Source organism: Streptomyces sp. NPDC008079, assembly GCF_042957385.1.
Lineage (GTDB): Bacteria > Actinomycetota > Actinomycetes > Streptomycetales > Streptomycetaceae > Actinacidiphila.
On record NZ_JBIBIC010000008.1, the window covers coordinates 134,432 to 156,568 of the forward strand.

17 protein-coding genes and 1 pseudogene are annotated in these 22,137 nt (G+C 72.7%); 11 read left to right on the forward strand and 7 right to left on the reverse strand.

The annotated features are described in order from the left end of the window. Positions 1-187: 187 nt before the first annotated feature. From ACFZAM_RS18980 to ACFZAM_RS19000, 5 genes are all read left to right on the forward strand, one after another. Positions 188-487, forward strand: a complete 300-nt coding sequence (locus ACFZAM_RS18980; protein WP_355344861.1) for a YtxH domain-containing protein — start codon at positions 188-190, stop codon at positions 485-487. 116 nt (positions 488-603) lie between these two features. Next, the gene (locus ACFZAM_RS18985) at positions 604-2,049 is read left to right on the forward strand and encodes an FGGY family carbohydrate kinase (protein WP_355344733.1); all 1,446 of its coding nucleotides are present in this window, start codon (positions 604-606) and stop codon (positions 2,047-2,049) included. Positions 2,050-2,237: 188 nt separating this feature from the next. After that, positions 2,238-3,971: an ABC transporter transmembrane domain-containing protein gene (locus ACFZAM_RS18990; RefSeq protein WP_391047394.1), complete on the forward strand. Its 1,734-nt coding sequence runs from the start codon at positions 2,238-2,240 to the stop codon at positions 3,969-3,971. Between the two features lie 50 nt (positions 3,972-4,021). Next, positions 4,022-5,941: an ABC transporter ATP-binding protein gene (locus ACFZAM_RS18995; RefSeq protein ID WP_355344858.1), complete on the forward strand. Its 1,920-nt coding sequence runs from the start codon at positions 4,022-4,024 to the stop codon at positions 5,939-5,941. 207 nt (positions 5,942-6,148) lie between these two features. After that, positions 6,149-7,954, forward strand: coding sequence for a phosphatidylglycerol lysyltransferase domain-containing protein (locus tag ACFZAM_RS19000; RefSeq protein ID WP_391047650.1), 1,806 nt, complete (start codon positions 6,149-6,151; stop codon positions 7,952-7,954). 23 nt (positions 7,955-7,977) lie between these two features. Here ACFZAM_RS19000 and ACFZAM_RS19005 read toward each other — a convergent pair whose 3' ends face one another. Both ACFZAM_RS19005 and dnaG read right to left on the reverse strand, forming a co-directional pair. Continuing rightward, positions 7,978-9,156 carry a sigma-70 family RNA polymerase sigma factor gene (locus ACFZAM_RS19005; protein WP_391047396.1) on the reverse strand — a complete coding sequence of 393 codons (1,179 nt, stop codon included), beginning with the start codon at positions 9,154-9,156 and terminating at the stop codon, positions 7,978-7,980. Between the two features lie 120 nt (positions 9,157-9,276). Further along, positions 9,277-11,220, reverse strand: coding sequence for a DNA primase (dnaG, locus tag ACFZAM_RS19010; protein ID WP_355344725.1), 1,944 nt, complete (start codon positions 11,218-11,220; stop codon positions 9,277-9,279). Between the two features lie 151 nt (positions 11,221-11,371). Between dnaG and ACFZAM_RS19015 the strand changes: the two genes are divergently transcribed. Further along, positions 11,372-13,300, forward strand: a complete 1,929-nt coding sequence (locus ACFZAM_RS19015; RefSeq protein ID WP_391047399.1) for a glycoside hydrolase family 9 protein — start codon at positions 11,372-11,374, stop codon at positions 13,298-13,300. Positions 13,301-13,336: 36 nt separating this feature from the next. On the opposite strand, the gene ACFZAM_RS19020 is transcribed toward ACFZAM_RS19015, so the two are convergent. The 4 genes from ACFZAM_RS19020 to ACFZAM_RS19035 form a co-directional block, all read right to left on the reverse strand. Then, a complete protein-coding gene (locus tag ACFZAM_RS19020; protein ID WP_355344719.1) occupies positions 13,337-13,825 on the reverse strand; it encodes a GNAT family N-acetyltransferase in 489 nt (162 codons plus the stop codon). Between the two features lie 53 nt (positions 13,826-13,878). Beyond that, entirely contained in the window at positions 13,879-15,141 is a 1,263-nt protein-coding gene (locus ACFZAM_RS19025) for an FAD-dependent oxidoreductase (RefSeq protein WP_355344716.1), read from the reverse strand. A gap of 315 nt (positions 15,142-15,456) precedes the next feature. Beyond that, positions 15,457-16,707, reverse strand: coding sequence for a deoxyguanosinetriphosphate triphosphohydrolase (locus ACFZAM_RS19030; protein ID WP_391047653.1), 1,251 nt, complete (start codon positions 16,705-16,707; stop codon positions 15,457-15,459). A 417-nt stretch (positions 16,708-17,124) separates the two neighbouring features. Continuing rightward, complete coding sequence (locus ACFZAM_RS19035) at positions 17,125-17,556, reverse strand: gamma-glutamylcyclotransferase (protein ID WP_391047401.1); 432 nt, start codon at positions 17,554-17,556, stop codon at positions 17,125-17,127. Between the two features lie 140 nt (positions 17,557-17,696). Between ACFZAM_RS19035 and ACFZAM_RS19040 the strand changes: the two genes are divergently transcribed. The 4 genes and pseudogenes from ACFZAM_RS19040 to ACFZAM_RS19055 all read left to right on the forward strand — a co-directional run bounded on the left by ACFZAM_RS19040 (position 17,697) and on the right by ACFZAM_RS19055 (position 19,837). Next, the gene (locus ACFZAM_RS19040; protein ID WP_355344852.1) at positions 17,697-18,422 is read left to right on the forward strand and encodes an ElyC/SanA/YdcF family protein; all 726 of its coding nucleotides are present in this window, start codon (positions 17,697-17,699) and stop codon (positions 18,420-18,422) included. 4 nt (positions 18,423-18,426) lie between these two features. Continuing rightward, a pseudogene (locus ACFZAM_RS19045) lies at positions 18,427-18,648 on the forward strand (nitrite reductase); the annotation flags it as partial. 47 nt (positions 18,649-18,695) lie between these two features. Continuing rightward, a complete protein-coding gene (locus ACFZAM_RS19050; protein WP_391047404.1) occupies positions 18,696-19,331 on the forward strand; it encodes an FCD domain-containing protein in 636 nt (211 codons plus the stop codon). A gap of 23 nt (positions 19,332-19,354) precedes the next feature. Beyond that, positions 19,355-19,837, forward strand: a complete 483-nt coding sequence (locus ACFZAM_RS19055; protein ID WP_391047407.1) for an OsmC family protein — start codon at positions 19,355-19,357, stop codon at positions 19,835-19,837. Between the two features lie 8 nt (positions 19,838-19,845). Here ACFZAM_RS19055 and ACFZAM_RS19060 read toward each other — a convergent pair whose 3' ends face one another. Next, positions 19,846-20,577, reverse strand: a complete 732-nt coding sequence (locus ACFZAM_RS19060) for a hypothetical protein (RefSeq protein WP_391047409.1) — start codon at positions 20,575-20,577, stop codon at positions 19,846-19,848. 238 nt (positions 20,578-20,815) lie between these two features. Between ACFZAM_RS19060 and ACFZAM_RS19065 the strand changes: the two genes are divergently transcribed. After that, on the forward strand, positions 20,816-21,925 hold the full coding sequence (locus tag ACFZAM_RS19065) for a LacI family DNA-binding transcriptional regulator (protein WP_355344695.1): 1,110 nt from the start codon (positions 20,816-20,818) through the stop codon (positions 21,923-21,925). Positions 21,926-22,137: the final 212 nt, after the last annotated feature.

Genomic DNA, 22,137 nt, shown 5'->3' on the forward strand with positions numbered 1-22,137 from the left:
CTCGTCAGGGTGTCCCCGGACGGCGCGCGTTCGCTGCGACACATACATTAGCGCAAGTGAGGGGGTGCTCCGCCAACCAGTTGCGCCAGGGTTGTCACCCGGGTGCACAGGGTAGGCGCGCAGCACACGGCACCTTGGCCCGACTTGTCCTATGCCTGACGTGTCCGACGGAAAGAGGGTGGAGCCCATGCGCTACCGGCTGACGTTCATCAGTGGAGCCGTCGTCGGCTATGTGCTCGGCGCGCGCGCCGGGCGCGAGCGGTACGAGCAGTTGCGCAAGAGCGCGCAGCGCGTCGCGCAGAACCCGGCGGTGCGCAACGCGGCGGAGAGCGCCGCGCAGACCGGCAGGAACGCCGCGGTGAAGGCCGCGGACACGGTGACGGCGAAGGTCGGCGACCGGCTGCCGGAGTCGGTGACCGAGCGGGTGAAGGCACTGCGCGACCGCAGCGCGCCGCCCGAGGACGACTGGGGCACCTCCAACACCTGAGGAAGGGCATCCCCGCCCGCATCCCGCCCGCACCCCGCCCGTTTCTCGAACACCTGACGCAACCTGATGCACAGCTGTCACCCCGTACCCGCCCCCCGTGGGGCATCATCTCGTCCATGGGGAAAGTCGCGGGCATAGACAGCTCGACCACCGGTACGACCGTCGTCGTGTGCGACAGCGAGACCGGGGCGGTACTCAGGCAGGGCCATGCGCCGCACCCTCTGGACGACGGCGAGAAGCCGACCGAGATCGACCCGCAGGCGTGGCTGCTGTCGCTGGGCGAGGCGGCCAAGGACGGCGTCCTCGAAGGGGTGCAGGCGATAGGCATCTCCGGGCAGCAGCACGGGCTGCTGGCCCTGGACGCGGGCGGGGTGGCCGTACGCCCGGCGCTGTTGCGCGGCGACAAGCGGGCGCAGGCGCAGGCCGTGGACCTCACCGACGAGCTGGGCGGGGCGGCCGGGTGGGCCGAGGCGGTCGGCTCGGTGCCGCAGGCCGCGTATCCGGTGGCGAAGCTGCGCTGGATCGCGCAGCACGAACCGCAGACGGCCACGCGCATAGCCCAGGTGATGCTCCCGCACGACTGGCTGGTGTGGCAGTTGCTGGGGCGGCCCGCGCGCCGTACAACCGACCGCGGCGACGCCTCGGGCACCGGCTACTGGTCGGCGGCCACCGGCGAGTACCGCACGGATCTGGTCGAGCGGGCGCTCGGCCACCAGGTGGCGCTCCCCGACGTACTGGCCCCCGCCGAACCCGCGGGACAGACCCCCGAGGGCCTGCTGATCTCCGCGGGCACCGGCGACAACATGGCCGCCGCCCTGGGCCTGGGCCTCGGCCCCGGCGACGCGGTGGTCTCCCTGGGCGCGGCCGGCACCGTCTTCGCCGTGCACCACGAGGCGCTGAAGGACCCGACGGGTACGGTCACCGCCTTCGCCGACGCGACCGGCCGCCATCTGCCGGTGGTGCAGGTGCGCAACGCCGTCCGTACGCTGCGCGGCACCGCCGATCTGCTGGGCACCGACCTGGCCGGGCTGTCCGAGCTGGCGCTCCAGTCCACGCCCGGCGCGTACGGACTGGTGCTGCTGCCGTATCTGGAGGGCGAGCGGACGCCCGATCTGCCGCACACCGCGGGGACGCTGGCCGGGCTGCGGCGCGACTCGATGAAGCCGGAGCACCTGGCGCGGGCCGCCTTCGAGGGCATGCTGTGCGGGCTGACAGACGCGCTGGACGTGCTGCGCAACAAGGGCGTCGAGGTGCGCCGGGTGTTCCTGCTGGGCGCGGCGGGCGAGCTGCCCGCGGTGCGCGCCATCGCGCCCGCGCTGTTCGGCACGCAGGTCGTCGTACCGCCGGCCGCCGAGTACGCGGCGCTGGGCGCGGCGCGGCAGGCCGCCTGGTCGCTGGGCGCGGTGCTCGGCTCGCAGTCGCAGACCGAGCCGCCGCCGTGGGCCGAGGCGGCCACGCAACTGCTGGAGCCGGGCGACGACTCGGCCGTGGGGTCAGCGGTGCGTCAGCAGTACGTCGCGGTGCGCGAGCAGACTCACCCGGGGGCCTTTGCCTCGCTTTAATCCCATGCGGCCCGGCGGTGTCGGAAGATAAGATCCTCCGCCGATCAAGACGGGCAAAGGGCGGGCAAAGCTCGGCGGGCCGGGGCAACGTCCCCTCCCCCGCGCTGCGTCTCCGTACGCGCCTTCCGCCGCCTGCGTACGTCCCGCCGGGTACGCGGCACCCGTACCGCCGACACCGAGGTTTCAGTGTGCTGATCAGACTCCTGCGGGCCCACCTGGGCCCGTACAAGCGACCCATCGGTCTCTTGGTACTGCTCCAACTCGTCCAGACCATAGCCACGCTCTACCTGCCCACGCTCAACGCCGACATCATCGACAACGGGGTGGTGAAGGGCGACACCGGCTACATCGTGGGGCTGGGCGGCGTCATGATCGGGGTGACCGTCGTCCAGGTCTGCTGCGCGATCGGCGCGGTCTTCTTCGGCGCCCGGACCTCGATGGCGGTCGGCCGTGACATCCGCGCGTCGGTCTTCGACCGGGTGCAGAGCTTCTCGGCCCGCGAGGTCGGGCAGTTCGGGGCGCCGTCGCTGATCACCCGCACCACCAATGACGTGCAGCAGGTGCAGATGCTGGTGCTGCTGACGTTCACGCTGATGGTGTCCGCGCCGATCATGTGCGTCGGCGGCATCATCATGGCGCTCGGCCAGGACGTGCCGCTGTCGTCGCTGCTGCTGGCCGTGGTGCCGCTGCTCGGCATCGTGATCAGCCTGATCATCCGCAGGATGCGCCCGCTGTTCCGCACGATGCAGACCCGCGTGGACACCGTGAACCGGGTGCTGCGCGAGCAGATCACCGGCATCCGCGTGATCCGCGCCTTCGTCAAGGACGACTACGAGCAGCGCCGCTTCGCCGAGGCCAACGACAGTCTGACCGATGTGTCGCTGGCCACCGGAAAGCTGATGGCGCTGATGTTCCCGCTGGTGATGGGCGTGGTGAACATCTCCAGCGTCGCCGTGCTGTGGTTCGGCGCGCACCGCATCGACAGCGGCGGGATGCAGATCGGCGCCCTGACGGCGTTCCTGAGCTATCTGATGCAGATCCTGATGTCGGTCATGATGGCCACCTTCATGTTCATGATGGTGCCGCGCGCCGAGGTCTGCGCCGAGCGCATCGAGGAGGTGCTGGGCACCGAGTCCAGCGTCATCCCGCCGACCGCGCCCGTGCTGACCCTGCGCCGCCACGGCGACCTGGAGCTGACCGGCGTGGAGTTCGCCTACCCCGGCGCGGAGGCGGCCGTCCTGCGCGGGGTCGACCTGGTCGCCAGGCCCGGTGAGGTGACCGCGATCATCGGCTCCACCGGCAGCGGCAAGTCGACGCTGCTCGGCCTGATCCCGCGGCTGTACGACGCGACGGGCGGCCGGGTGCTGGTCGACGGCGAGGACGTCGCGGAGCTGGCCCCCGCGCTGCTGGCCGAGACGGTCGGCCTCGTACCGCAGAAGCCGTATCTGTTCTCCGGCACCGTCGCGACCAACCTGCGGTACGGCAAACCGGACGCCACCGACGAGGAGCTGTGGCACGCGCTGGAGGTGGCGCAGGCCAAGGACTTCGTGGAGCGGCTCGACGGCGGGCTCGACGCGCCCATCGCGCAGGGCGGCAGCAATGTCTCCGGCGGGCAGCGGCAGCGCCTGGCCATCGCGCGGGTCCTGGTCCGCAAGCCGGAGATCTACCTCTTCGACGACTCCTTCTCGGCGCTGGACTACGCGACGGACGCGGCGCTGCGCCGCGCGCTGCTGCACGAGACCGCCGCCGCGACCGTGCTGATCGTCGCCCAGCGGGTGTCCACCATCCGTGACGCGGACCGGATCGTCGTCCTGGACGAGGGCCGGGTCGTCGGCACCGGCACGCACACCGAGCTGATGACCGACAACGAGACCTACCGGGAGATCGTCCTGTCCCAGCTCACGGAAGCCGAGGCCGCCTGATGAGCGACGACGAGCACAAGCCCGCCGCCGCGCAGCGCCCGCCGCGGCCGATGGGCGGGCCCGCGCGCTTCATGAGCGGAGGCCCGGTCGAGAAGCCGATGGACTTCGGCGGGTCGCTGAAGCGGCTGCTGGGTCTGATGCGTCCCGACCGTTTCCTGCTCTGCCTGGTGCTGGTCCTCGGCACGGCGAGCGTCGCGCTCGCGGTGACCGGGCCGCGCATCCTCGGTCACGCCACCGACCTGATCTTCGCCGGGGTGATCGGACGGCGGTTCCCCGGCGGCACCAAGCAGCAGGCGCTCGACGCGCTGCGCGCGCACGGTGACGGCCGGGTCGCCGACATGCTCAAGGGCATCGGTTTCACGCCGGGCCAGGGCATGGACTTCGACGCCATCGGCAAGGTGCTGCTGGTGGTCCTCGCGGTGTACGTGGCCGCGGCCGTCTTCAGCGTCTTCCAGATGCGCACCGCGACCAAGGTGATCAACCGGGCGATGTTCCGGATGCGCTCCGACGTCGAGGACAAGCTGGCGAAGCTGCCGCTGTCGTACTTCGACCGGCAGCCGCGCGGCGAGGTGCTGAGCCGGGCCACCAACGACATCGACAACATCGGCCAGACGATGCAGCAGACCATGGGCCAGCTGGTGAACTCGCTGCTGACCATCGTGGGCGTGCTGGCCATGATGTTCTGGATCTCCTGGCTGCTGGCGCTGATCGCGCTGGTCACCGTGCCGGTGACGCTGCTGGTGGCCACGCGGGTGGGCAAGCGCGCGCAGCCGCAGTTCATTCAGCAGTGGAAGACCACCGGCAAGCTCAACGCGCACATCGAGGAGATGTACACCGGCCACTCGCTGGTGAAGGTCTTCGGGCGCGCGGAGGAGTCGGCGGCGGCCTTCGAGGAGCAGAACGAGGCGCTGTACCGCTCGGGCTTCAAGGCGCAGTTCATCTCCGGCACGATCCAGCCGATGATGATGTTCATCGGCAATCTGAACTACGTGCTGGTGGCCGTCGTCGGTGGCCTGCGGGTCGCGTCGGGCGCGCTGTCCATCGGTGACGTCCAGGCGTTCGTGCAGTACTCGCGGCAGTTCAGCCAGCCGCTGACGCAGGTGGCGAGCATGTCGAACCTGATCCAGTCCGGCATCGCGTCGGCCGAGCGGGTCTTCGAACTCCTCGACGCCGAGGAGCAGTCGGCGGAGCCGGCGAAGCGGGACGTCCCCCGGGTGCCGGTGCGGGGCCGGGTAGCGCTGGAGGACGTGAGCTTCCGCTACGACCCGGACAAGCCGCTGATCGACCACCTGTCGCTGAAGGTGGAGCCGGGCCACACCGTCGCGATCGTCGGCCCGACCGGCGCGGGCAAGACCACGCTGGTCAATCTGCTGATGCGGTTCTACGAGGTGTCCGGCGGCCGGATCACCCTGGACGGCACCGATGTGGCCACGCTCTCCCGCGAGGAGCTGCGCTCCTCGATCGGCATGGTCCTCCAGGACACCTGGCTGTTCGGCGGCACGATCGCGGAGAACATCGGCTACGGCAGCGAGGGGGCGACCGCCGAGCAGATCGAGGAGGCGGCGCGCGCCGCGCACGCGGACCGCTTCATCCGCACGCTGCCCGAGGGCTACGACACGGTGATCGACGACGAGGGCGCGGGGGTCAGCGCGGGTGAGAAACAACTCATCACCATCGCACGGGCGTTCCTGTCCGATCCGACGATCCTGGTACTGGACGAGGCGACCAGCTCCGTCGACACCCGTACCGAGGTGCTGATCCAGCGGGCGATGGCCAAGCTCAGCCACGGCCGTACCAGCTTCGTGATCGCGCACCGGCTGTCCACGATCCGCGACGCCGACGTCATCTTGGTGATGGAGTCCGGCGCGATCGTCGAACAGGGCACGCACGAGGAGCTGTTGGCGGCCAAGGGCGCGTACGCGCGGCTGTACGCGGCGCAGTTCGCGCAGGCCGTGGCGGAGGTCGACTGAGGTACGAGGGCCGGCCGGGACGGGTGTTCCGTCCCGGCCGACCGGCCGGAGCGGGGGGCCGGAAAACCCGAGGAGCCAGCGGGTACGGCGGCGCGCGGCGTTGGTAGCCTGTGCCGCCGTACCTCCGGAAGGGCAGAAGTGATGAGCAGCGCCACCACCGCGGCGTCGGTCGCGGGTACCGGCACGCGGGCGGGTACGAGTACCCGTATGGGTACGAGCACGGATTCGGGTACGGGTACGAGTACGGCCGAGGGGCCGCGGCAGGGGCGACCGGGCGGTTCCGACCCGGTGCGCTGCCCCGCGCGGCGCGAGACCTCGACGCTGGCGCGGCGCAGCGCGCGGGTGCCGATCTGGTATCTGCGGGTGATCGGCGTCGTCGATCTGCTGTCCGCCGTCTCCCTGACGATCCGTCAGGAGATGTCGAACCACAACACCGGTGAGCTGTTCACGCCGTTCATGCTCTTCGCGGGCTTCGGCTCGGCCGCCGCGACGCTCTTCATGGCCATGATGCTGGCCCGCCACAAGCGCGTGGCCTGGATCGTCTTCATGGCGCTGTGCGGCGGCTACGCGGCCCTGTCGGTGTGGGCGCTGTGCTACGACGACCTGCGACGGCACCCGTTCAACTGGGTCTCCACCGCGCTCACTTTGACCGTGCTGTGCTTCGGCGCGCTCGGCCGCCGCGAATTCCACGGCAAGGGCGACCGCACCAACCCGCAGCTCGCGCTCGCCGTCCTCGGCGTCGGCGCGCTGCTGTCGGTCCTGGTCGGCACCACCCTGGTCACGGCCGTCGGCCCGGAGCGCGCCAGCGTCGGCGACCGCGTCTGGTACGTGGCGCTGCGGCTGACGACGCTGAGCCGCGACTCCGACATCGAGCCGAATCTGCACATCAGCCCGTGGGTCAGCAGCGGCCTCAACCTGGCGGGCCTCGGCCTGCTGCTCGCCGTGCTCTACGCGCTCTTCCGCTCCCCGCGCGGCCGGGACCTCCAGAGCCGCGACGACGAGGACCGGCTGCGCGAACTGCTCGCCCGGCACGGCGCCCGCGACTCGCTCGGCTACTTCGCGCTGCGCCGCGACAAGTCCGTCATCTTCTCGCCCAGCGGCAAGGCCGCCGTCGCCTACCGCGTGGTCGGCGGTGTGGCCCTGGCCTCCGGCGACCCGATCGGCGACGTCGAGGCATGGCCGGGCGCCATCGACGCCTGGCTGGTGGAGACCCGCGACCACGCCTGGATCCCCGCCGTGATGGGCGCCAGCGAGGAGGGCGGCACCGTCTACGCCCGGCACGGCCTGGACGCGCTGGAACTGGGCGACGAAGCCATCGTGGAGACCGACGAGTTCACCCTGGACGGCCGGGCGATGCGCGGCGTGCGGCAGGCGTACAACCGGGTGCGGCGCGCCGGTTACACCACCCGTATCCGGCGGCACCGCGACATCCCGGCCGACGAGACGGCCGCGCTGATCGAGGCCGCGGACCGCTGGCGGGACGGCGCCACCGAGCGCGGCTTCTCGATGGCGCTCGGCAGGCTCGGCGACCCGGCCGACGGCGACTGCGTGATGATCGAATGCCTCGACGGCGAGGGCGAGTTGAAGGCGCTGCTCAGCTTCGTGCCGTGGGGCCCGAAGGGGCTGTCGCTGGACTTGATGCGGCGCGACCGGGACAGCGAGAACGGCCTGGTCGAGTTCATGGTCCTCGACCTGATCGAACGCGCCGCCGACGTCGGCGTGGAGCGGGTGTCGCTCAACTTCGCGATGTTCCGGTCGGTGTTCGAGGACGGCGCCCGGCTGGGCGCGGGCCCGGTGCTGCGGCTGTGGCGCTCGGCCCTGATGTTCTTCTCCCGCTGGTGGCAACTGGAGTCGCTGTACCGCGCGAACGCCAAGTACCGGCCCATCTGGGAGCCGCGCTTCCTGCTCTTCGCCAAGAGCGCGCATCTGCCGCGGATCGGGCTGGCGAGCGCGCGCGCCGAGGGGTTCGTGGTGGCGCCGAGGCCGCTGGCGCGGCTGCGCAGGGACGGCTAGGGCCCGGGGGGCTCCGGGGGGTCTCAGTCGAGGTAGCCGCGGAGCTGGTCGGCGAAGGCGTGGTCGCGGAGCTTGTTGAGGGTCTTGGACTCGATCTGGCGGATGCGTTCGCGGGTCACGCCGAAGATGCGGCCGATCTCCTCCAGGGTGCGGGGGCGGCCGTCGGCGAGGCCGTAGCGGAGCTGGACGACCTTGCGCTCGCGCTCGCCGAGCGTGGACAGCACCGCTTCCAGGTGCTCGCGCAGCAGCAGGAAGGCCGCGGACTCCACGGGCGAGGCGGCGTCGCCGTCCTCGATGAGGTCGCCGAGCGCGACGTCCTCCTCCTCGCCGACCGGCGCGTGCAGCGACACCGGCTCCTGGGCCAGCCGCAGCACCTCGCTGACCCGCTCCTCCGGCAGGTCGAGCTGGGCGGCGACCTCCTCGGTGCTCGGCTCGTAGCCGCGCTCCTGGAGCAGCCGCCGCTGCACCCGCACCACCCGGTTGATCAGCTCCACCACGTGCACGGGGACCCGTATCGTCCTGGCCTGGTCGGCCAGCGCCCGCGACATCGCCTGGCGGATCCACCAGGTCGCGTACGTCGAGAACTTGTAGCCGCGCGCGTAGTCGAACTTCTCCACCGCCCGGATCAGCCCGAGATTGCCCTCCTGGACCAGGTCGAGCATGGTCAGGCCGCGGCCGATGTACCGCTTGGCGACCGAGACGACCAGCCGCAGATTGGCCTCGATGAGGCGGCGCTTGGCCATCCGGCCGAGCACCACCAGGCGGTCGAGGTCGACGGCGAGCTGCGAGTCCAGGTCGGGGAAGGCGCCGAGCTTCTCCTCGGCGAAGAGTCCGGCCTCCACCCGGCGGGCCAGGTCCACCTCTTCGGCCGCCGTGAGCAGCGGGATACGGCCGATCTCGCGCAGATACTGCCGGAAGAGGTCGGCGGACGGGCCCGCGGACTCCTCCCGCGGCGGCCGTACCGGCGCCGCGTCCTCGTCGTCCCGCTCGTCGGTGACCACGCGTTGCTCCGGCACCCGCGACCCCGTGAGGTTCCCTGGCGGTTCCGCCTGGGGCTCCATCGCCACCACCTCGGCCGCGGTCGTGAGGGTCTGGATCTGGGTGTGGATCTGGGTCTGGGTCTGCACGGAAGCGACCTCCAGAAGTGAGCGCGTCCTCGGGCTCGCAGCGCGTCTTGCCGGACAGGCCCTGGGCGCCGTCACCCAGTGTGGCCCACGACGCGGCTCCGCTACGAGGGGCGTGCGCTCCCTTTTTCACACAAGGTCACCGCTCAGGTCCGTGCGGTGACGCAAGGCATATGCCCGGGTGTACGCCCGCGGCGGCTACAGCCCCGCCGCGCCCTGTTCGCGCAGCCGCTGGCCGTACTGCTGGAGCGCCCACAGCTCGCCCAGCGACGCGGTGACCTCGGGCGAGTCCTGCGGGACGCCCTGGGCGGCGAACCGCGCCTGCGTGGCGTGCACCTGGGCCACGCGCCGCTCCACCGCGTTGATCCGCACCCGGACCAGCACCTCGCCCGCGTAGAACTCGGGCGACTTGTGCATCACCGGCTCGACGGCCAGTTCGGTGACCATCATCCGTACGGTGTCGTCGGGCGCGGCCTCGCGGACCCGTACGAGATAGTCGCCGTCGGCCGCCTCGACGCCGCCCGCCTCGGCGATCACCCGGCGCACGGCGGCGTAGGGCGGTCCGGTGAACTCGTCCTCGCCGTACGCGTCGAAGGCCGGGGAGACCAGCTTCGGGTACTGGAGGGCGAGCTTGAGCAGCTCGCGCTCGACGCGGTGGGCGGGGCTGCGCAGGTCCAGGCGGGGACCGCGCGGCGCGTTCTGCGCGGGGACGCCGGAGGACTGCCGGTCGCCGCCCGCGTACGGACCGCCCTGGCCCTGGCGGCCGTACTGCGGGCGGTTGTCGGTGCTGCCGCCGCCCGCCGCGCGGGCCCTGGCCATCGCGCGGACCCGGCGGATGATCGACTGCTCCTCGGACTGCGTGCCGATCCCGGCCATGCCGACCAGCCGGATCGCGTAACGGTCGCGCAGTGCCTGGTTCTTGATCGCGGCGACCACGGCGACCCCCGCGTCCACGGCCGCCACCCGGCCCTCGTCGGTGTCCAGGTTGTAGCGGGACACGATGGAGCGCAGCGCGAAGGCGAACAGCGGGGTGCGGCCGTCGATCAGTCGCTGGATGGCCGCGTCGCCCTCGGCGAGCCGCAGTTCGCACGGGTCCATCCCGCCGGGCGTGATCGCGATCGACGTCTCGGCGGCGAATTTCTGGTCGTCCTCGAACGCCCGCAGCGCGGCCTTCTGGCCCGCCTCGTCGCCGTCGAAGGTGAAGACCACCTCGGCGGTCGAATTGTCCATCAGCAGCCGGCGCAGGATCTTGATGTGGTCGCCGCCGAAGGAGGTGCCGCAGGTGGCGATGGCCGTGGTGACCCCGGCGAGATGGCAGGCCATCACGTCGGTGTACCCCTCGACGACCACCGCCCGCCCGGTCTTGGCGATCTCCTTCTTGGCCAGGTCGATGCCGTACAGCACCTGGGACTTCTTGTAGAGCGGCGTCTCGGAGGTGTTCAAGTACTTCGGGCCCTGGTCGTCCTCGCGCAGCTTGCGCGCGCCGAAGCCGATCACCTCGCCGGTGATGTCCCGGATCGGCCAGATCAGCCGCCCCCTGAAGCGGTCGATCGCCCCGCCCCTGCGGCTCTCGGAGGCCAGCCCCGCGGTGATCAGCTCCTTGTCGGTGAAGCCCTTCCCCCGCAGATACCGCACCAGGTGGTCCCACCCGGCGGGCGCGTACCCCACCCCGAAGTGCTCCGCCGCCGCCTGGTCGAAGCCGCGCTCGGCCAGGAACCTCCGGCCGATCTCCGCCTCCGCCCCGCCCAGTTGCTCCACATAGAACTGCGCGGCGGCCTTGTGCGCCTCGACCAGCCGGATCCGCTCGCCCTGCTGCCGCCCGGGGACATGGCTGCCCTCCTCGTACCGCAGCGTGATCCCGGCCTGCCCGGCCAAGCGCTCGACGGCCTCGGTGAACGACAGATGGTCGAGCTTCATGACGAACGCGAGGGTGTCCCCGCCTTCCCCGCAGCCGAAGCAGTGGTAGAGGCCCTTGGAGGGGCTGACCTGGAAGGAGGGGGATTTCTCGTCGTGGAAGGGGCACAGGCCCTTGAGATTGCCGCCGCCGGCGTTCTTGAGCTGGAGGTATTCGGAGACGACGGCGTCGATCGGGACCGCGTCCCGTACCGCCTTCACGTCTTCGTCTCTGATCCTGCCCGCCACTCGCGCAAGTCTACGGCGCTGGTGGGACAGCGGAGCGCCGGGCGGTGGGTGGCGACGAAGGTCTTGACCCGGGCGGGGGTGAGGACTAGCTTCGCCAATCGTTAGGAACCTTTCCTATTGGGGTTCCGAAGTCGTGGGGAGACACAGCCGCATGCCCGAGCTTCGCAGAAGGCCGCTCCGCAGATGGACCACCGCCGCGGCGACGGCTGTCACCGCGACCGCCGTGCTGGCGGCGCTGTCGCTGGCGGGCGGCGCGGACACCGCCCAGGCCGCGACCACCGGCGAGGTCCGGGTGAACCAGGTCGGCTACGCGGGAAGCGGCGCCAAAGAAGCGTTCCTGCTGGCCAAGAGCGCGGTCGGCGAGACGTCGTGGAAGCTGGTCGGCCGTGGCGGCCGGGTCGTCGCGCACGGCAGCACAGGGGCGAGCCTGGGCCGCTGGAACAGCGCGTATCCGGCCGTCTACCTGATCGACTTCAGCGCGGTGCGCACGCCCGGCACCTACCGGCTGGTGGTCGGCGGCACCGCCACCGCCTCCTCCCCCGCCTTCACCATCGGCTCGGCGAAGGCCGTCTTCGGCCGTCCCGCCGCCGACGCCACCGCCTTCTTCCAGGCCCAGCGCGACGGCGCGAGGACGATCCCCGGGCAGCTGCGGCGCAAGCCGTCGCATCTCAACGACGCGCACGCCGCCGTCTACGCGTGGCCGTCGTTCACCGACCCCGACGGCGACACGGTCAAGGCCGCCCCGAAGAAGATCGCGGGCGCGGCCCCGGTGGACGTCTCCGGCGGCTGGTTCGACGCGGGCGACTACCTGAAGTTCACCGAGACCACTTCGTACGCCGTCGCCGCGCTCCAGATCGCCGCCCGGCAGACCGGCGCGGGCCCCGCGTCGGCCCTCGGCGGCGAGGCGCAGCACGGCCTGGACTGGCTCGACAAGATGTGGGACGGCACAACGAAGACGCTGTACATCCAGGTCGGCCTCGGCTCCGGTACGGACAGCGGCAGCGTCGTCGGCGACCACGACGTGTGGCGGCTGCCGGAGAAGGACGACAAGGACTCCGCGCACCCGTTCCTGAAGAACCGCCCGGTGTTCAGGGCGGGCGCCCCCGGCGCGAAGCTCAGCCCCAACCAGGCGGGCCGGCTCGCCGCCGACTTCGCGCTCGCCGCCCAGCGGTACGCGGCCACCGCGCCCGCGAAGGCCCGCGCGTATCTGAACACCGCGGCGCAGATCTACGGCCTGGCCGACACCCGCCCTGGCACGCTCGTCACCACCGTGCCGTACGGCTACTACCCCGAGACGAGCTGGAAGGACGATCTGGCCTTCGGCGGGGCCGAGTTGGCGCTGGCGGCGCAGCGGCTGCACGACCGGCGCGGCGCGGACTGGCTGAAGCAGGCGGCGAGTTGGGCGAAGGCGCACCAGAGCGAGGCGGGCGCCGACACGCTGAACATGTACGACACCAGCGCGCTCGCCGACCTCGACCTGGCGCGGGCGATCAGGGCGGCCGGGCACCCGCGCGGCCTCGCGGTGACGTACGCCGACCTGGTCGGTTACGTGAAGGGCCAGATCGCCTCCGGGCAACGGCGGGCGGCGGCCGATCCGTTCCACGCGGGCGCGGTCTACGACGACTTCGACGCGGACTCGCACACGCTGGGTCTCGCGGCCACCACGCGGCTGTACCGCTCGGTGACCGGCGACACCTCGTTCGACCGCTTCGCGGTGCAGCAACTCGACTGGCTGCTGGGGGCGAACGCCTGGGGCACGTCCTTCATGGTCGGCCAGGGGCAGACCTTCCCGCGCTGCACGGCGGGCGAGTTGGGCAACCTCGCGGGGAGCCTGACCGGTTCACGACCGCTGGAGGTGGGCGCGATCGTCAACGGGCCCAACGGCGCGGAGCAGTTCAGCGACGGCCTCGGCGACTACCTGGACGGCATGCGGCCGTGCCCGCCCGGCGGCGCGGACCCGTACAGCGCCTTCAACGGGCGCGGCAGCCGGTACGTGGACGACGTGCGGTCGTGGCAGAGCTCGGAGCCGGCGCTGGACATGGACGCGTCGGGGCTGCTGGCCTTCTACCTGTCGAAGTAGCGTTCGGTAACAGGCGGAGAGGCGCTGGGCGACGGCCTACGCGGGACCCCGCGCGAGGTCCTTGGTGACGAACACGTAGTGCGGGCCGATCGGTTCCACGACGAATTCCTCGCCGATCGCCGTGAAGCCGAAGTGCTCGTAGAAACCGGCGGCGGACGTACGGCCGTTGCACCAGGCCAGTTCGGCGCCGCGGGCCGCGGCCTCGCGCAGTCCCGCGATCAGGGCCGCGCCGCCGAACCCCTGGCCGCGGACCTCGGGCGCGCTGCCCATGCCGCGGAAGCGGTACGCGGACGCCCCGGCCGTATCCGCGTCCGCGAGGGCGTCGTCCCCCGACAGCGGCTCGGGGAAGAAGGTGGCGCAGCCCCGTACCGCGCCTTCCTCGTCGTAGGCGGCGATGTGGAACGTGCCGTCGCGCGAGTCCTCCGGATAGACGGCGGTCTCGCGCGGCAGGCCGGTCCGCAGCACCGCCCAGCGCAGGGCGAAGATCTCCTCGACGGGCACGACGGCGGTACGGGTGACGGGCACGGCGGGGTGTCCCTTCCTGGTCGGTCCGGCCGGTCCAGGAAGGAAGCTCCTGGTCAGTCCAGGAACGAGGTTAGTGGCACCGCCGGGTCGGACAGCCGCTCGGGGTCGACCGCGCGGCCGGAGCGGATGAGCTGCTGGATCGGCTCGGTGACGTCCCACACATTGACGTTCATCCCCGCCAGCACCCGCCCCTCGTTCAGCCAGAAGGCGATGAACTGCCGCTTGCCCACATCGCCGCGGCACACCACCTGGTCGTACGAGCCGGGCGCCGCGTTCCCCGAGAACTCCATGCCCAGGTCGTACTGGTCGGAGAAGAAGTACGGAACCCGGTCGTACGACACCGGGCGGCCGAGCATGGCGCGGGCCGCGGCGGGGCCGCCGTTCAGCGCGTTCGCCCAGTGCTCGACGCGCAACCGGCCGCCGAGCAGCGGGTGTTCGGCGTTGGCGACGTCGCCCGCGGCGAAGATGTCGGGGTTCGAGGTGCGCAGCGAGGCGTCCACGGCGATGCCGCCGCCCTCGGCCGGGTCGACCAGGTCGAGTCCCGCGCTCTCGGCCAGCGCGGTGCGCGGGGCGGCACCGATCGCGGCGAGCACGTCGTGCGCCGGGTGCTCCTCGCCGTCGTCGGTGAGGGCGGCGAGCACCATGCCGTCCTGGCCGGTGATCTCGGTGAGCCGGGCGCCGAAGTGGAAGCGGACGCCGTGCTCGGCGTGCAGGTCGGTGAAGACCGCGCCCAGTTCGGGGCCGAGCACCGAGTGCAGCGGGGTCGGCGCGGACTCCACGACGGTGACCTCGGCGCCGTAGCCGCGGGCCGCGGCGGCGACCTCCAGGCCGATCCAGCCCGCGCCCGCCACCACCAGGTGGCCGTTCTCCCGGCCGAGGCTGGTCAGCACGTGCTTGAGCCGGTCGGCGTGCGCGAGCCTGCGCAGGTGGTGCACCCCGGCCAGGTCGGTGCCCGGGATGTCCAGGCGGCGCGGCTCGGAGCCGGTGGCGAGCAGCAGCTTGTCGTACATCAGGGTCGTGCCGTCGCCGAGGCGGACGAATTTGGCGGCCGGGTCCAGGTGCACGACCGGCTGGCCCAGGTGCAACTCGATGTCGTGCTCGGCGTACCAGGAGGTGTTCTGCACGAAGACCGAGTCGCGCTCGTCGGCGCCGGTCAGATAGCCCTTGGACAGAGGCGGGCGTTCATAGGGGTGGTCGCGCTCGTCGCCGATCAGTATCACCCGGCCGGTGAAACCCTCGGCCCGGAGCGTTTCGGCCGCCTTCGCCCCGGCGAGCCCTGCTCCGACGATCACGAAGGTTTCGTGTGCGTCCACCACGGTGGCCCTCCAGGCGGGTCGGCGATCGGTACGTGTGCGAGCGTACGTGTACGTGTCGTGCGGTGCTGCGTGCGTGGTGCTTGTGCGTGGCGCTTGTGCGTGGTGCTTGTGCGTTCTGTTCGTGCGTCGTGCGGTGCGTCTGAGGGCGCGTCGTGCTCGTGCGTCCTGCTTGTGCGTACATACGAGCGTCCCGCACGTCAGGGCCGTCCGGAAGAGCGCCGCGCCGTCCTTCCCCTCGTGCTTCTTCTGCCCAGTGGGCATCCGGCCATATGCCGGGCGGGTATCCCGGCGTACCGGACGCCCCGTTTCCGGCGGTTACGCGTGCAGCCGGGCGTGCAGGGCGGTGGCCGCCGCGTCGGTGAGGGAGGCGATCTGGTCGACGACGGCGCGGCGGCGGGCGCGGTCGTCGGGGGCGGCGTCGAAGATCCCGCGGAACTGCGGGTCAAGGCCCTCGGGGGCCCGCTCCAGCAGCCGCTGCGCCAGCTCGCCGATCACCACGCGCTGCTCGGCCCGGCGTTTGGCCTGCGCGGCGCGCTGCATGACGTACCGGTCGGCGACCGCCTTGAGAACGGCGCATTCGAGCCGCTGCTCGCGCGGCACGACCAGCTCCGCGCGGTAGCGGGTGAGGCGGCCGGTGCCGTAGCGCTCGCGGGTGGCGCTCTCGGCCGCCAGGCAGAAGCGGCCGATGAGCTGGGAGGCGGCGTCCTTGAGCCGCGCCTGGGCGAGGGCGGTGCCGTCGTAGCCGTGCGGCCACCAGGGTTGGTCGAGGAGCCGGTCGAGGGCCGCGGCCAGCTCGGCCGGGTCGGTGCCGGGCGGCACATAGCGGGCGGCGGCGCAGCCGAACACCTCGGCGCGCTCGGGGGCGGAGGTCAGCGCGCCGGGGTCGATGTGCCCGGCCTGGAGGCCGTCCTCCACGTCGTGCACCGAATACGCGACGTCGTCGGCCCAGTCCATGACCTGCGCCTCGAAGCACTGGCGGCCGTCGGGCGCGTCCTTCCGCAGCCAGCCGAAGACCGGCAGGTCGTCCTCGTACGCGCCGAATTTGGGGCTGCCGGGCGTGGTGGGGTGGCCGCCGCGCGCCCACGGGTACTTGGTCGCCGCGTCCAGCGCGGCGCGGGTGAGATTGAGGCCGACGCTGACCAGCGCGTCGCCGCCCGCCGGGTCCGGCACGAATTTCTTCGGCTCGATCCGGGTCAGCAGCCGCAGGCTCTGCGCGTTGCCCTCGAACCCGCCGCAGTCCTCGGCGAATTCGGCCAGGACCAGCTCGCCGTTGTGCCCGAACGGCGGGTGCCCGAGGTCGTGCGCCAGACACGCCGTCTCCACCAGGTCGGGGTCGCAGCCGAGCGCCGCGCCCAGTTCCCTGCCGACCTGCGCGCACTCCAGCGAGTGCGTCAGCCGGGTGCGCGGGCTGGTGTCGATCGCCGCCGCGCTGTTGACGCCCGGGTCCACGACCTGCGTCTTCCCGGCCAGCCTGCGCAGCGCCGCCGAGTGCAGCACCCGCGCCCGGTCGCGCTGGAACGCCGTACGGCCCGGCCTCTTGTCCGGTTCCGTGACATACCGCTCCATATCGGCCTCGCCGTAGGGCCCGTACCGCTCGTACGGGCCCAGGTGCGCGGATGCCGCCCGCTGTGACCGGTCCTTCTCTTCCATACCCGTGACGGTAACCGGCCCCGGTGACCGGCGGCGTACGCGCGGGGGGCGGACCGGGCGCGCGACCGGCGGCCGGGCCGCCGTGGCCCGCGCTGACCTGCCCCGACGGCGCGCGTCGGCGCCCAGGAGCGTTTCGTCGTACCGGAGAGCTTCGTCGTACCGGAGGGCTTCGTCGTACCGGCGCAGTACGAGTTCGGCCATTGAGCGCGGCTACGGCCTCGGCGACGGTCGGCGCGGCGGCGGAGGCGTACGCGGGCAGCACGGGCACCCCGCCGAGGCGCGCGCCGGGTTGCCTCGTCGTTCGCGCGGGCGCGAGAGCCGGTTTCGGTGCTCTCACCCGGCCGCGGGTCCGCTGTGAGGCCACCGGCCGCCGGAGACCCGCTCGCCGGAGAGCAGCAGCTCACGGGCGGTGCGGTCGGCCGCGAAGTACACCCAGGCGGGGGTCGGTCCGCCCGCCGTGCGCACGTGCGTACGGCGGCGCTCGTAGAGGTTGGCGGGGGCGCCCGGCGCGTACTCCTCCAGCCGGTCGAGGTCGGCGAGGACGTCCGCGTACGCCTCGGGGCCGACCGCCGCCAGCGCCCCGTGGACAACGCCCTCGCCCGCCGGGTCGGGGACGGCGTACGGGTAGCCGGGGCCGTGGAAGAGCAGCGCGCCGGGCAGTTCGGCCGGTGTCCAGGTCAGGGCCCGGCCGCGCAGCACGCCGTGGTTGCGCCCGCCGGGCAGCAGCGTGCCGTAGAGGAAGAAGGGGAGGCGGGGGTCGGTCACGCGGGCGCTCCGGGGGCGTTGTCAGTGGTGGGTCCTACTGTGATCCATAACGCAACCGGGCGGGGGTGTCCGGCGTCGGTCACGGAGGGGGCACGGGTCGGCGAGGGGCGGGGGCGATGGCGGGTCAGGGGGTGGACGGTATGACGTGGGCGCGGACGTGGGGGGCGCGGGTCCGGGGGTGGAAGCCGTCATGGGCGCGGTTGCCGCGCACGCGGCGGGGGTGGCGGCGGCTGCTGCGGTGGAGCGTGGCCGTGTGCGTGCTGGCGCTGCTGCCCGCGACGTGGCTGCGGCTGGCCGACGGCGGGCGCGTCCGCACGCTTGCCGACGTGCCGAAGGAGCCGGTGGCCGTGGTCTTCGGCGCCGGGCTCTGGGACGGGAAGCCGTCGCCGTATCTGGCGCACCGGCTGGACGCGGCGGCGACGCTGTACCGGACGGGCCGGATACGCGTGGTGCTGGTCACCGGCGACAACAGCCGTACGTCGTACAACGAGCCGGGTGCCATGCGCACCTACCTGGCCGCGCACGGCGTGCCCGCCGACAAGGTCGTCCTGGACTACGCGGGCTTCGACACCTGGGACTCGTGCAGCCGCGCCAAGCGCGTCTTCGGGGTCGACCGGGCCGTCCTGGTCAGCCAGGACTTCCACATACGCAGGGCCCTGGCGCTCTGCGAGGCCGCCGGGATCGACGCCTACGGGATCGCCGTCGACGAGCCGCACGACGCCACCTGGTACGCGGGCGGCGTACGGGAGTTGCTGGCCGCGGGCAAGGCGGCGGCGGACGTGGTGATTCGCCCGAACCCGCACTTCCTGGGGCCGCGCGAGCCGGGGGTCGCACGCGCCCTCACCGCGGGCGGGGCCGTGCGCTGAGGCGGACGGGCCGGAGGTGGTGGAGCGGACGGCGTTCCCGGTTAACCGGGGGGCGTTGTGCGGCGAGGGCCGCGCCTCGACCGAGGTGCTGTCCACGGCGGTGCGGCTGACCGGGCCGCTGGTACGGGGCGCGGACGGCGAGTCGGCGCCCGCGAGCTGGGAGGAGGCGCTGGACCGGGTCGCGGCGGGGCCGCTGCGGGTCCGGGCGGAGAAGCACGCCCCGGCCTTCTGCATGCATTGCATGCAATGCATGCGGAGGCTAGCCTCGGCCGTGTGCAGCAGACCGATGCCGCCCGCGCGCGGCTGCGTGACCTGATCGTGGACGGTGCCTACGCGCCGGGCCAGCGGCTCACCGAGACCGAGGTCGCGCTGTCGCTGGAGATGAGCAGGACGCCGGTGCGCGAGGCGTTCCGCGCGCTGGTCGCCGACGGGCTGGTCCACTCGGCGGGGCGCGGTGTGCGGGTGGTCGCGCTCGACGCGGAGGCGCTGCGCCACGCCTACCAGGTGCGGGCCGCCCTGGAGGCGCTCACCGCCGAGCTGGCCGCCGGGCGCCAGGCCGAGGGCCGGATCGCCCCCGCCGACCTGGCCGAGCTGGTCCGCGAGGCGGACCGTACGGAAGAGGCCACGCTGGCCGGGCGCCTCGCCGAGGCCGTCGCCCACAACCGCCGCTTCCACGGCCGGATCGCCGTACTCGCCGCGAACCCCGTGGCGCTCGCCTCGCTCGACCGGCTGTGGGACCAGATCCTCGTCTCCACCCGCGCCTCCCTCGACCCGCCCCACCGGCCCGCCCAGGTCAACGCCCAGCACCGGGAGCTGCTGGCCGCGATCACCGGGGGCCGGGCCCGCGAGGCGGCCGAGGCGGCCCGCCGCCACGTTCTGGACACCTGCGGCGCCCGATTCACCGACTGAGCGACCCGAAGGGACATCGAGCCATGCCGTCAGCCCGTCAGCACTCCTACGAGACCGAGGTCGTCTGGACCGGCAACCGCGGCACGGGCACCAGCTCCTACCGCGACTACGACCGTACGCACGAGGTCACCGCGGCCGGACTCCCCGCCATCTCCGGCTCCGCCGACCGCGCCTTCCGCGGTGACGCCGACCGTTGGAACCCCGAGCAGTTGCTCCTCGCCGCGCTCTCCCAGTGCCACCTGCTGTCGTACCTCCACGTCTGCGCCGTCAACGGCGTGGTCGTCACCGGCTACACCGACCACGCGACCGGCACGATGCGGGAGACCGGCGACGGCGGCGGCCACTTCACCGAAGCCGTGCTCCGGCCCGCCGTCGAGGTCGCCTCCCCCGCGATGGCCGCCGCCGCCCAGGCCCTCCACGAGGAGGCCCAACGGCTGTGCTTCATCGCCAACTCGGTGAACTTCCCGGTGCGGCACGAGCCGTCGGTGACGGTCTCGGCCCCATGAGCGTCCGGTTACGCGCCCGGTGCGGTGCCGGGTGCGGCCTCGGGGGCGGTCTCGGGGTCGTCGTCCCCGTCCCCGTCCCCGTCCGCTTCGGCGTCGCCGACCGTCAGCGTCCTCGTCACGTAGCTGTAGCCGTCCTCGTCCTCGGGGTCCTCGTCCTGCGGCCACAGGCGGACCGCCCGGCCGCCCGCCGCCCGGATCGCCGCGCCGTCCAGTTCCACCGACGCTTCACGCACCCCGGCGTCGAGCCACGAGGTGAAGACGGTCACCGGGCCGTCCGGCGGCAGCGGATACGTCCAGAAGCTCGCCTCCCATGTCAGACCGCTGCCGCCGCCGCCCTGGCTGATCAGGCGGATCGCCTCCGTGTCGTCGTCGCCCGGCCAGGGCACCGGCATCCCGCCCTGCGTCGCGACGCGTCGGCCGTCCGCGTACCGCAGGCCGAGCCGCAGATTGCTCTGCGGCTCGGGCGGACGCAGCGGGTTGGACCGGCCGTCGAGGGGATTGCCCAGCCAGGCGCCGTTGGCCGGGGTCCTTCGCAGGACCGCGCGCAGGTGGAACACGAAGCCGTTGGGGTACGCCCGCAGCCCGCCGATCCAGACCGCCGCCCGGTCCGAGCGCAGCAGCACCACGTCACCCGGCACCGACGCGGGAAGCACGTAGACGGACCGTTCCCACGGGGGACGCGGCCGGGGCTCCGGCTCCGGCGCGGTCGGCGGTTCTGGCACGTCCTGGAAGAAGCTCATCCCGTCACCGTCGCACCCTCCCTCCCCCTGCCGCCCGCCCGGAATCGGCCATGCCACCCCCGTTTCCGGCCGCGCGGCGTCACGGCTGGCCGTGCGGCTCCCCGCGCCCCGAGGGGCACAGGCAAGCGGTGAGGGACCACACGGAGAATGATTCGAGTCGGTTACCGATTGTTGCCGGGGAAACAGGGGGCACCCCGGGGTCGGACGGATGGGGCGGCGGCGGGCTACGATCGCAGGCATGAGCGCCGCAGACGTACCGTCCAGGACAGCCGACCAGCCCGACACGCCGTCGAACGGCGCGGCGGGAGCGGCGGGCCGCGCGAGCGCGGGCGGAAACGCGGGCGGCAGCGCCGGCGCGGCCACCCTCGCCGAGATCGCCCGGGCCGCGGGCGTCTCGGCTCCGACTGTTTCGAAGGTGCTCAACGGCCGCGGCGATGTCGCGCCCGCCACGCGGAGCAGGGTGGAGGAGCTGCTGCGCCTCCACGGCTACCAGCGGCGGCGCGGCAACGCGCAGCCCGCGCCGCTGCTCGACCTGGTCTTCCACGAGCTGGAGAGCGCGTGGGCGATGGAGGTCATCCGGGGTGTGGAGAACGTGGCGCGGGTCGAGGGCCTGAGCGTGGTGCTCTCGGAGTCGGCGGGCCGCCTGAGCCCCGGTCAGACGTGGGTGGACGGGGTGCTGGCCCGGCGTCCGACCGGCGTCATCCTCGTACTGTCCGGGCTCGACCCGGCCCAGCGGGCGCAGCTCACCAGCCGGGACATCCCGTTCGTGGTGATGGACCCGGCGGGCGACCCCGGCGAGGACGTGCCCGCGATCGGGGCGACCAACTGGCAGGGCGGGGTGGCCGCCACCCGGCACCTGCTGGAGCTGGGGCACCGGCGGATCGGTGTGATCGGCGGCCCGGCGGGGATGATGTGCAGCCGGGCCAGGATCGACGGGTACCGCGCCGCGCTGGAGACCGCGGGGGTCGCCTTCGACCCGGCGCTGGTCAGGGCGGGCGACTTCCACCACGAGGCCGGTTACACCGCGGGACTCGAACTGCTGCGGCTGCCGGAGCGGCCCACCGCCGTCTTCACCGGCAACGACCTCCAGGCGCTCGGACTGTACGAGGCGGCGCGCGAGCTGGGGCTGAGCATTCCGGGCGACGTGAGCGTGATCGGCTTCGACGACCTGCCGCTGTCGCGCTGGATCAGCCCGCCGCTGACCACGGTCAGGCAGCCGCTGACCGAGATGGCGGAGGCCGCCGCCCGGCTGGTGCTCGACCTGAGCCGCGGCAAGCAGCCGAGCACCCTGCGGGTGGATCTGGCGACCCGACTGGTGGAGCGCAGCAGCACGCAGTCCCCCGCCTAGGCGTCCTCGCGCCCCCGCGCGCTCACCCACCCGCGAGCCCGCGCGCCCGCCCGCACGCCCGCACGCCGAGGCGTACGCGTACCGCCCCGTCCGAAGTGCGGTGATTGCCGGGGGTGTTGACGGCCGGGTGGGGTGCCCGTAGGGTCTGCGCCGCAGTCGGAATTCGTATCGAAACATTCGATGCGTTCCTCCCTCGTCCCACGCGCATCGCT